Consider the following 10,320-nt stretch of genomic DNA (forward strand, 5'->3'; position numbering starts at 1 on the left):
ACCGACTTAGCGGGTGATCCGCTTAGTTGATCTTTTAGACCTACAAATTGGAAATATTAATGTTTCCATTTTGTAAGTCTTTCTATCTTTTGCAAATTATTTTTGGACACCCTCGTACAAATAATTCATCTACCATACTGAAAATGGTGTAAGTAAGCATCTAAAACTGCAATTAATGATATCCATACTCAGTGTGACTACTAAAGTTTGTTAACAAAGAATAATCAAAGCCATACTTGCCTGAGTACTTTTAGAATTAAAGGTATATTTGCAACAATGTTGCATTTATATTGATTAGCATTTTTAATGGAGTTGAATAAAAATACAATACCAGTAACCATCATCACAGGCTTTTTAGGAAGTGGAAAAACCACATTGCTGAATAACATCATTTCTAAATATCAGGATAGAAAATTTGCTGTTATTGAGAACGAATTTGGTGATATTGGCATTGATGGTGGTCTCATTGTTGAGGATGCTAAGAATATTTTTGAGCTTTCTAACGGATGTATTTGTTGCTCATTGCAAGGTGATTTTCTGGAGACTATAAACACCTTGTTGGATAGTTCTTTAAAATTTGACCATCTCCTTATTGAAACAACCGGAATTGCAGACCCTGACTCAGTAGTCAGTATGTTTATTTCATCGGAGGAATTACAAAAAAGATTTATAATAGATAGTGTAATTTGTGTGGCTGATGCTGTAAATATTGAAGACTTTATTGATGAACAGCGAGAAGTGAGAAAACAAATAGCCCTGTCAGATCACGTGCTTATTAACAAAGCTGATTCGGTTCATCAGGCCTATATAAAAGACCTGTTTGAACTTATCCGGAAAATAAATCCGGTTGCAAAATGTGATGCTGTATCCTATTCAAATATCAGCTCAATATCAATACTTGATAACTTTTCATTTACAGGGAAATCAATTGAAAAAACAACCACAGATTTTCCATTAGTGTCAGGCATTACTCTTGACACACAACGCCTGCTTAATACACACGATATATCATCAGAAGCATTTATTCTGAAAGGCGATATTGCCTTGGAGAAATTCGAAACATGGATGTCTGGTTTTTTATTTTTCAACAGTCATAATATTTTTCGAATCAAGGGTATTTTAAGCACCTCCAATTCAAATATTCAATCTATTTTTCAGGCCGTTAAGAACTCGTATAAGTTGGAGGAAGGAAAGATCTGGAGTAAGGAAGAAAGATACAGCAAGTTTGTATTTATCGGAAAGCATCTTGACAGACAAATGATTGAAAACAGTCTGGCAGAACTAGTAATTACGAACGAATAAAAACACCGGCTTATCAATAGCTATTATCCATAAAACATGATTTGCACAAAAGATTTAAGGATAGAATACAAAGGCAGAAAGCGCCTTAATTTTCAAGATATATCAATAAATAAAGGAGAACAGTGGCTGTTAAAAGGTGATTCCGGTACGGGCAAAACAACACTCCTTCACTTGTTATCCGGGATACTGAGTCCTACATCTGGTTCCATTGAGATAAATGATATCTTAATTAATGAATTAAGCCAATCTGAAAATGATCAGTTCAGGGCTGAAACAATTGGGCTTATATTTCAGAAAAACCTGTTTGTTTCATCATTGAGTATGTATAACAATCTTGTGGTCGCGCATAAATTGGCTGGAACTGCCATCGACAAAACATACATCGCCCACCTGACTGATGAATTAAATATTACCGAATTGATTAACAAACGACCACATGAGTTAAGCCAGGGCGAGCAACAACGATTTTCTATTGCCAGGGCACTGGTTAATCAACCAAAGATTATTTTGGCCGATGAACCTACTTCAAGTCTTGATAATACAAACTGCCAGCGGTTTGCTGATATTATCTCAAAAGTTTGTAACACACATGGTGTTACCCTTTTGATTGCTACTCATGATAATCGCTTAGATGCTAGTATCAACAACTTAATCAACTTAAACCTGCAATAATGGAGCTTTTAAAATTAGCCATAGCACAGCTTAGAGCTAAACCTTTTAATACCTTCTTAAGCATCATCATGTTTACCATTGGCATGAGCATTATCGGAATATTGATGCATTTTGAAAACAGCGCGCAAAAAAGAATTGAGCAGGATATAGCCGGTATTGACCTGGTAGTTGGTGCAAAGGGCAGCCCTTTACAACTGATCCTGTCATCTGTTTTTCATGCTGATTACCCAACAGGCAACATAAGTATATCTGATGCTGAAAAAATAGAGAAGCACCCACTTGTAAAAAATACAATCCCGATTGCACTTGGTGATAATTTTAAGGGTTACCGGATTATTGGTACCAATAAAGATTACGCCAATACCTACAATGCTCATTTGGGAGAAGGCAAGTGGAACAAGCAGGTGATGGAAGTAGTTATCGGATCAAAAGTAGCATCGCAAACGGGTCTTAAACCGGGAGATAAGTTTACGGGTGTTCACGGTTTTATGGAGCATGGACACGCTCATGATCAACATCCATACCTGGTTACAGGGATATTAAACGAAAACAATTCAGTTATTGACCGGCTGATTTTAACTCAGGTTGAGAGTGTCTGGGACGTTCATAACCACAACAAGCACTGTGAACATGATCATGCAGATGGGCATGAACACTGCGATCATTGCTCCCATAATCATTCTACCCCGACCATTGAAAATGTGCTTGAAAAAGTAGCTGATAACGAAGAGCTTTCAGCCGAAGAAATGCACCTTTACAACGATCACAAAGGACAATTAAGTGAACATAAACACGATACTGACGAACAGATAACATCTTTACTTGTATTTTTTAATAATCCTATGGCTACAACAACATTGCCCGGAATCATTAATCAAAATACGGTAATGCAGGCTGCTTCTCCGGCTATTGAGTTAAACCGCCTAATGACTCTTTTAGGTGTTGGTTTTACAACACTAAGAATACTGGCCTGGCTAATTATCGCCTTCTCAGCAATCAACCTGCTGGTTCATATGCTTAACAGACTGAACCTGGAATTATTTGAATTAGCTTTATTGCGATCGTTAGGTGTATCAAGATTCAAGTCATTGCTGCTTTTATTAGTTCAAGGTGCATTGCTTGCATCCATTGGCTGGATCTTTTCCATCATCACCACAAGAGTTATGCTTGTAATTATATCAGCTTTTAATACTGACATGGGAATTTCTCTCAGTAATTCAATTCTTACAAGTGAAATATATTTGTTGTTTTATGCCATTGCTATAGGCTGCTTATCCGCATTGATACCTGCCGTTAAAGCTTACAATACCAATATTCATTATCTGCTTAATAAACTATAAACATGCAGTAACAATGCTTAAAAACCTGCAAAGAGCAATCAATTTAACCTTATGAAACAACCACCTGACAGTACAAGCAAAATGAAAAGAATAGTGACCATTACATTCTTAATCCTAACAACAATATCTCTGTCTGAGGCTCAAACGACCAGCCCGGATAAGACCTGGGATTTGTTGCTTAATGATGTGAAAATACGATACGCTTATGCACTTAATTTTGACACCTACCTTCCGAGGCCTAAATTTGGTAATAACCTGAAAAAACTGGAAGGGCAAGAAGTAACCATCAAGGGATTTTTTCTTCCGGTAGATGTGACAGGCAGTGTTTTTGTTGTTTCATATAATCCTATGAAAACATGCTTTTTCTGCACCGGTTCCGGTATAGAAACCATTGTTGAGATTAACCCAAAAGCAGATCAACTAAGCAAATTTAAAAAATTAAAAACTGATAATTACATTGAATTAAAAGGCAAATTGCGCCTTAATGCCAAAGACTATCAACACTTGGTATATGTGTTAAATGAAGCTGAATTGGTAAAGATTATAAAATAGTTATGAGCTTTGCTTATCTAAAATTTCTTCATTTGATGAGACAGCTTCATATATTTATCAAGGAGTCAAGACACTGATTGCAAATCAGCGCCAGCTGGGGGCAGTCCCATCCCCGTTTTTATTTGTGACTGTTAATTGACTTCTATTATTTATAATTAACTCTAATATTTCGTCGGGACATTTATGATTCTTTAAACCAACTCCATCTATTGTTTTCGACTTACCTATTATTATATTGTTGCTTCTCAGAATCATTTCTGCTTCCTGATAATCAATCTGTAATATTTCACAGGTATTGACAATATCGGCTTCCGTAAGTTTTTGCATAATAAAACGTTTATGTTCTCCGTGCCCATTACCAATTATAATTATACCTGTCGAAAGTAATAATGTCAGGATGAAGGAAACAATAAACGCTTTCTTTTTAAAATGACTTTTTAAGCTTTTCCAATTAACCACGATGTGTAGTATGGAAAAGATAACGAACATTAAGCCAATGATTTCATGAAGCACTTCGGTATAACCGTCAAAAACATGGAAAAACATTAAAATACCTGAGAGTGCTATTACTATAAATGAAAATGTAATATAGGGTGTAACAATGTTTCTTTTAATCTTCATTGTGTTATTTGTTTGAAAGTACCGGTGTAATAATATTGATTATCTGGTTATAAGCTTTCTTTAGCGAATCGTTTTTCGATCTTCATTAACCAATGCTTTCTTTTAGAATCAGAAACCTGCTTTACCATATTCAGACTTATCCATTTGCGATTTTTATAGCCCATCTTCCAAAAGGTTCCCATTAGCATGGCCTTCTTTATGGCATTCCCAAATAAAAATCGATAGATAACACCAGGTGTATTCATAGTAGTAATCATGGAAATTCCTTCCAGGTTCTTTAACAAGGGTTTCATACCTAAACCATTCTCCTTGTAATCATAGGCAATACCAGGGAAAATTTTATCGATAAATCCTTTGGTCAAGGCAGGCATGAGTTCCCACCATATTGGAAATATAAATATCAGATATTGTGCTTTTTCAAGTCGTTGTTTGTAATTCTTCACTTTAGGGTCAAAAGCTTGCTTGTTGATAAAGCCTTTTAAATCATCTTGCGTCATTACGGGATTAAAATCATCCTTATCCAGATTAATCAAATCAACTTCATGACCGCCTTTGTTTAATCCCTTAATGGTTGACTCTAATATGGCATTACAAAAACTCCCTTTGTAAGGATGGTTAAAAACGATAACTGTTCTCATGATTTTCAAAATTTATTTTTGGCAAATCTATCTCGAACAGTTAAAGCAAGACGATAACAATTGTTAATAAACAAGCTACTTCCTGTTTCTTATTCTGCTCAAAGAAACGGAAGTGATGCCTAAATAGGAAGCAATATAATGTTGTGGAACCCGCTGTAAAATTTCAGGATGGTTCTTCCGCAACTCTTCATAGCGTTCGCGGGGCGAATCTTTAATCCTGGAAAGGAATAGTTGTGTATAGTGCCTGAAACGCTGAAAAGCCAATTCCAATAATTTATCTTTAAAATGAGGTTGTTCTCTAAGTATATTATTAAAATGGTTTTTGCTCAACGAATAAACATCACTGGGTTCTATACTTTCAATTGAAAAAATACTCGGTATATTATTTATAAAACTATCGAATGATGAAACGGTCTGATTTTCGAAAAAGAATTGAAATGTAATGTCCTTCCCATCTTTATTAAACCACTGCCGCAAGCATCCTTTCTTTACCAGGTAAATTTTATTTGCAATTTCTCCCTCGCACAAAAGGGTTGTCTTTGCGGGTAATTCGTGTTGCTCAAAGAGACTTTCAAAATTGCTGAATAGTGAACCCTCTATATTGAAATCATAGTTCATTAATACAATGCTTTATCGTCTTTAAAACCTCGATCAATAGCACACAACCTGGTATTTGTGTAATATTACTTTTATTCAAATTTACATTTTCTCTAAAAACTATATTCTTTTTTGGAGCTTTGCTTTAAGTCAGTAATAGTCACAGGCTACTTAAATCATTCAACAAAGTTGCAAACTTTGCCTGGCTTAACATGCAATAACAAATGAAACGGCACCGATCACGGATCGGCGCCAGCAGGGGGAATAGCTAAAACTGTTTATTCTAATAATTCTTTAATTTCTGTTTTTTACTCATTTCTCGTTTAACCATTTTACTAAACTGCTTATCGTATTGCCTTTCTACATTACTGTTTTTCTCAGCTTTGCGACGGTTTAGAAAAGCAAGTTCTTTCTTTAAATGAAGGTAACTGTCGTAACGTTCGGGGCTTATAAAACCCTTTTCCAGTTCAGCTTGAACAGCACAACCAGGCTCTCCTTCGTGTTTGCAATCACTAAATCTGCAATAGTGCGCCAATTCTGCTATTTCGCTAAATGTATCATCAAGGTCTTGTTCTTCTGCCCATGCCTGAACTTCCTTTAAACCAGGCGAATCAATAATATAGCCACCACTTTCCAATTCAAACATAAACGATGTAGAGGTAGTGTGCCGCCCTCTCTTGTCTTTTTGCCTTATCTCATTGGTTTTTTGCACGTCTTTTTTCAACAATGCGTTTGTAAGCGTTGACTTACCAACACCTGAAGGGCCAATAAAAACACCAACATTCCCTCTTGACAAATAGCCTGCAAGTATATCAATTCCGGTTCCGTCTTCAACACTTGTAACTATAATATCAACCCCGGGAGCAATGGCTTCGGCCTGTAACTTAACAAATTCCGCCTCATCGTTAAGGTCGGCTTTGTTTAAAACAACCAAAGGCGTGGCACCACTATTCCAGGCAACAGTAGTTAGTCGTTCCAATAATCTGTCGGAGTAGTTACGTCCTCCGTCCAATCCCAAAACAATCACTACATAATCAATATTGGCTGCTATTACCTGCTCTTCTGTTGTGGAGCCTGCAACTTTTCTGCTTATTTGCGTTCTTCTGTTCAGTACCTTCTCAATCTGTAAAAAACCATCGCATTCGTTGAGCTCAACCCAATCACCTACACATGGAAACTCACTTTTATTTTGTATTGTTTGAAAATACTTCCCTTTTAGTTTGGCTTTTTCAACACCTGTATCTGTTTGTACCTTGTATGTATTGTATTGTTTTTCAACAATGCGACCTTTTGTAATATTAGTACACATCTTCTCCTCCTTTCTCCATACTTAGTTTATGTAAGGTCGATATCATTGTTTTAGATGGGAATGGTAACGACATCAATGGTTCGGCAGCCATTGTAAGTAATAGCAACTCATTATCATCGGCTGCAATTCGGTTTAACCTGATGGTGTGACATTTTGTACATCGATGAATGATCGACCATTCTTTATTTTGTTGAACGTAAATGCTAATTGGTTTCATTATTCCCCGACAGCTTGCCCTCCGGTCGCCTGGTGTTATGTCCACATGTATGCTGCACAGGCAGTGAGGACAGTGGTTTCTTTGTTTTCCTCCAAACTCTACAGGAGGAACAGCTTTTCCACATGAGGCACAGATAAATGACTCCATGGGATTTTCATGTATTATTTTAGAACGTGACATTGTTTTTGCGTTAAGTATAATTACTAATTGAGAATAGTAATTCAACCAACATAAATACCTAGAATATTTATATAGAAATAACTCCAGCAAGAACTTGCTTGAGTACAAATGGCATAATCAAAGTCACTTAGGACTGTGATTATTTACTTAACACGAACCAGAATAATCTTAAACATCAAATAATTTTAGTGCTGCAAATGTACACTTTAATAATTAAAAATCAATTTTTTTGTCTTAGATGCATTTTTGCATTTTTTGTTTTAGTTGTAAACTTTGGCTAGTTCAGGCTTATTTACTAATCAACTGACACCAGTTGGGGGAGGTATGTTCTTTTTTATCTGATCATTTACAATCATGTTAAAGAATAATCTTTTTTCAGCAACGAAACAGATAAACAATGTAACTTTGAAATAACAGCTGAATTAAATAATTGCTCTGGAGCGGAGTATATTCAGTTGTGTATCTGAATTGCGTATAATCTGATTATCATGAAAAAACTAATTATTCTTACATCCATTTGTTTTGGCATACTATCTTTATCTGGCTGCAGTTTGTCAAAACAAGAAAAGAAAAACAAACTACCCAAAATAGCCATTGCCGGGTTGGCCATTGAGTCGAGCACTTTCTCACCCGCACAGTCCGATATTGAAGCCTTCCGCACCAGAAGAGGTGATGAAATATTTTCGTATTATCCGTTTATGAGCGATACATCGGCTATGCGAAAACGTGCCGAATGGCATCCAACTTTGCGCGGACACGCGATACCCGGAGGCATAGTAACACGGGAAACCTATGAAACATTGGTTAATGAAATGCTTGAACGTCTGAAAGAAAATGCTCCTTACGATGGCTTATTCTTTGATATTCATGGAGCGATGAGTGTTGTAGGCTTAGATGACCCGGAAGGTGATCTTATTGTGCGCATTCGAAAACTACTGGGTGAAGATATCATGATCTCCACCTCGATGGATTTGCATGGAAATGTCACAGAACGATTAGCAGAAAACACTGATCTGATCACCTGTTACCGTTTAGCGCCACACGAAGATGCACTTGAATCGAAATACCGGGCATTAAACAATTTGGTTGAACGCCTCGAAAGCGGGCAGGGAAAACCAAAGTATAAGGCATGGATTCCGGTTCCGATTCTTTTACCGGGCGAAAAAACAAGCACGCGCATCGAACCGGGTAAAAGCTTATATGCCATGGTGGATCCGCTAACCAGGCAAGAAGGTGTTATTGATGCTGCTATATGGGTTGGTTATGCCTGGGCCGATGAACCTCGTAACAGGGGCGTTGTAATGGCTTATGGTGATGACAAAGAAGCAGTATCAGAGGCCGCCGAAACATTAGCCAAAGCGTTTTGGGATGTTCGGGAACAATTTGAATTTGTTGCTCCTGTGGCTTCTCTTGAAGAGTGTCTGGATAAAGCTATAGCATCCAAAAAACAACCTTTCATTATTAGTGATATGGGTGATAACCCAACAGCCGGAGGTGCCGGGGATGTTACCTGGACACTTACAGAAATACTTAAACGAAAAGAATTTAAGAATGCTAATGGCCCGTCTTTGATTTATGCTTCTATTCCGGGACCTGAGTTTGTACAAAAGGCAATTGAAGCAGGAGAAGGAGCCACTATCAGCGGCACCGTTGGAGCCGATATTGATGATCGATATGCTCCTCCGCTACCTGTAACCGGAAAGATAGTGAAGATTAAGCAAGGTGACAGGGATGCTAAAACCGAGGTTGTGGTCAGGGTTGGCAGTGTGAATATTATCGTGACCGGGAAACGCAAACCATATCATCACGAGTCTGACTTTACAGAGTTAGGACTAAATCCGCGACAAAGTGATATTGTGGTAGTAAAAATTGGCTACCTAGTACCAGAACTGTATAATATGCGTGCTGACTGGCTGATGGCACTTACTCCCGGAGGCGTTGATCAGGATTTACTGCGCCTTGGTCACCAACGCATTATCCGGCCAATGTTTCCGTTTGATAAGGATATGAAGGATCCGGATTTGAGTGCAAGGCTCATTCCGGTATATCAGGAGAAAAAGAAAGAATAATAAGGTGTTTTAGGATCAATTGATATTCTTGTGGACAAAAACTAACACAGGATATTCAACTTCAATATTAATTGCATCATATCCACTTTGGCGCTTCGCCCAAACCAGACTTCCTTTTTGTTCTTGATGACAAAAAGGAAGCAAAAAACATCAAGGCTGCCTTTAAAATAGCTTTCTTATTCAGCTCAGTCATAAGTTCGGCCAGGTGATTTCCAAAACAAGTTTGGAACTTCCCGGTCTTCCTAATGCCTTCACTTCAACAAAAACTATTTTACAGGAGGCCGAAGGACAATCAGCTTCCGGATGTCTTTTTTAATTACTGCGGAACAGCCCCTGAAAGCGCGGTGGCCCGTCTCATTGGCGAGCCAGCTAAGGAGTGAATGATAAATCATATAGAGAACATCAATGGGGCTTGCCCTGCATTGATAGTGATGCTTATTATTTATCAGAGCGCATGGAAGCATCAATGAGACTAGCCTTTTTGTTTCATTTTTTGGCAATGAAAAAATGAAAACCCGTCTGGTAAGACAAAGCCGCCCGAAATCACTTTGCTATAGGTAATACAAGTAAATAAATTATTACTAAGGCTTTTTCGAAATTGGCTTTAATCCACAACTATTTGATGTGATCCGTGTTTTATTATTCTCTTTTGTTGAAAAATAGTAATGATGCTGGTTAACTCAAAATAGCCAGCATCTTTATTTAATACTGCCAAAACTCCCATTGAAATCATTAAAATGGCTATAGTTATATCATAGATTCATTTACTTATAGAAGAATAGATATGGATCTATTATAAGCGTTTGGTGAGACAATTTCCCAC

The 10,320-nt window shown here is 37.3% G+C and carries 10 protein-coding genes; 5 read left to right on the top strand and 5 right to left on the bottom strand.

The features are described 5' to 3' along the window. Positions 1-306: 306 nt before the first annotated feature. The 4 genes from AC4MRQ_RS22710 to AC4MRQ_RS22725 all read left to right on the top strand — a co-directional run bounded on the left by AC4MRQ_RS22710 (position 307) and on the right by AC4MRQ_RS22725 (position 3,866). Positions 307-1,302, top strand: coding sequence for a CobW family GTP-binding protein (locus AC4MRQ_RS22710; RefSeq protein WP_491200019.1), 996 nt, complete (start codon positions 307-309; stop codon positions 1,300-1,302). 36 nt (positions 1,303-1,338) lie between these two features. Continuing rightward, positions 1,339-1,974, top strand: coding sequence for an ABC transporter ATP-binding protein (locus AC4MRQ_RS22715; RefSeq protein WP_491200020.1), 636 nt, complete (start codon positions 1,339-1,341; stop codon positions 1,972-1,974). Beyond that, the gene (locus tag AC4MRQ_RS22720; RefSeq protein WP_491200021.1) at positions 1,974-3,314 is read left to right on the top strand and encodes an ABC transporter permease; all 1,341 of its coding nucleotides are present in this window, start codon (positions 1,974-1,976) and stop codon (positions 3,312-3,314) included. The genes AC4MRQ_RS22715 and AC4MRQ_RS22720 overlap by 1 nt, the downstream gene beginning before the upstream one ends. An 81-nt stretch (positions 3,315-3,395) precedes the next feature. Continuing rightward, complete coding sequence (locus AC4MRQ_RS22725; protein ID WP_491200022.1) at positions 3,396-3,866, top strand: hypothetical protein; 471 nt, start codon at positions 3,396-3,398, stop codon at positions 3,864-3,866. Between the two features lie 84 nt (positions 3,867-3,950). Here the strand turns inward: AC4MRQ_RS22725 and AC4MRQ_RS22730 are convergent, their stop codons facing one another. From AC4MRQ_RS22730 to AC4MRQ_RS22750, 5 genes are all read right to left on the bottom strand, one after another. Beyond that, positions 3,951-4,487, bottom strand: coding sequence for a DUF4405 domain-containing protein (locus tag AC4MRQ_RS22730; RefSeq protein WP_491200023.1), 537 nt, complete (start codon positions 4,485-4,487; stop codon positions 3,951-3,953). A 47-nt stretch (positions 4,488-4,534) separates the two neighbouring features. Beyond that, a complete protein-coding gene (locus AC4MRQ_RS22735) occupies positions 4,535-5,125 on the bottom strand; it encodes an NAD(P)H-dependent oxidoreductase (RefSeq protein ID WP_491200024.1) in 591 nt (196 codons plus the stop codon). A gap of 75 nt (positions 5,126-5,200) precedes the next feature. Beyond that, on the bottom strand, positions 5,201-5,743 hold the full coding sequence (locus tag AC4MRQ_RS22740) for a Crp/Fnr family transcriptional regulator (RefSeq protein ID WP_491200025.1): 543 nt from the start codon (positions 5,741-5,743) through the stop codon (positions 5,201-5,203). A 262-nt stretch (positions 5,744-6,005) separates the two neighbouring features. Continuing rightward, positions 6,006-7,031: a ribosome small subunit-dependent GTPase A gene (gene rsgA, locus AC4MRQ_RS22745; protein WP_491200026.1), complete on the bottom strand. Its 1,026-nt coding sequence runs from the start codon at positions 7,029-7,031 to the stop codon at positions 6,006-6,008. Further along, positions 7,021-7,428 carry an RNHCP domain-containing protein gene (locus tag AC4MRQ_RS22750; RefSeq protein ID WP_491200027.1) on the bottom strand — a complete coding sequence of 136 codons (408 nt, stop codon included), beginning with the start codon at positions 7,426-7,428 and terminating at the stop codon, positions 7,021-7,023. Before AC4MRQ_RS22750 ends, rsgA begins: the two co-directional genes overlap by 11 nt. A gap of 488 nt (positions 7,429-7,916) precedes the next feature. Here AC4MRQ_RS22750 and AC4MRQ_RS22755 point away from each other — a divergent pair, with 488 nt between their 5' ends. After that, a complete protein-coding gene (locus AC4MRQ_RS22755) occupies positions 7,917-9,497 on the top strand; it encodes a M81 family metallopeptidase (protein WP_491200028.1) in 1,581 nt (526 codons plus the stop codon). Positions 9,498-10,320: the final 823 nt, after the last annotated feature.

Source organism: Carboxylicivirga sp. (assembly GCF_982718395.1).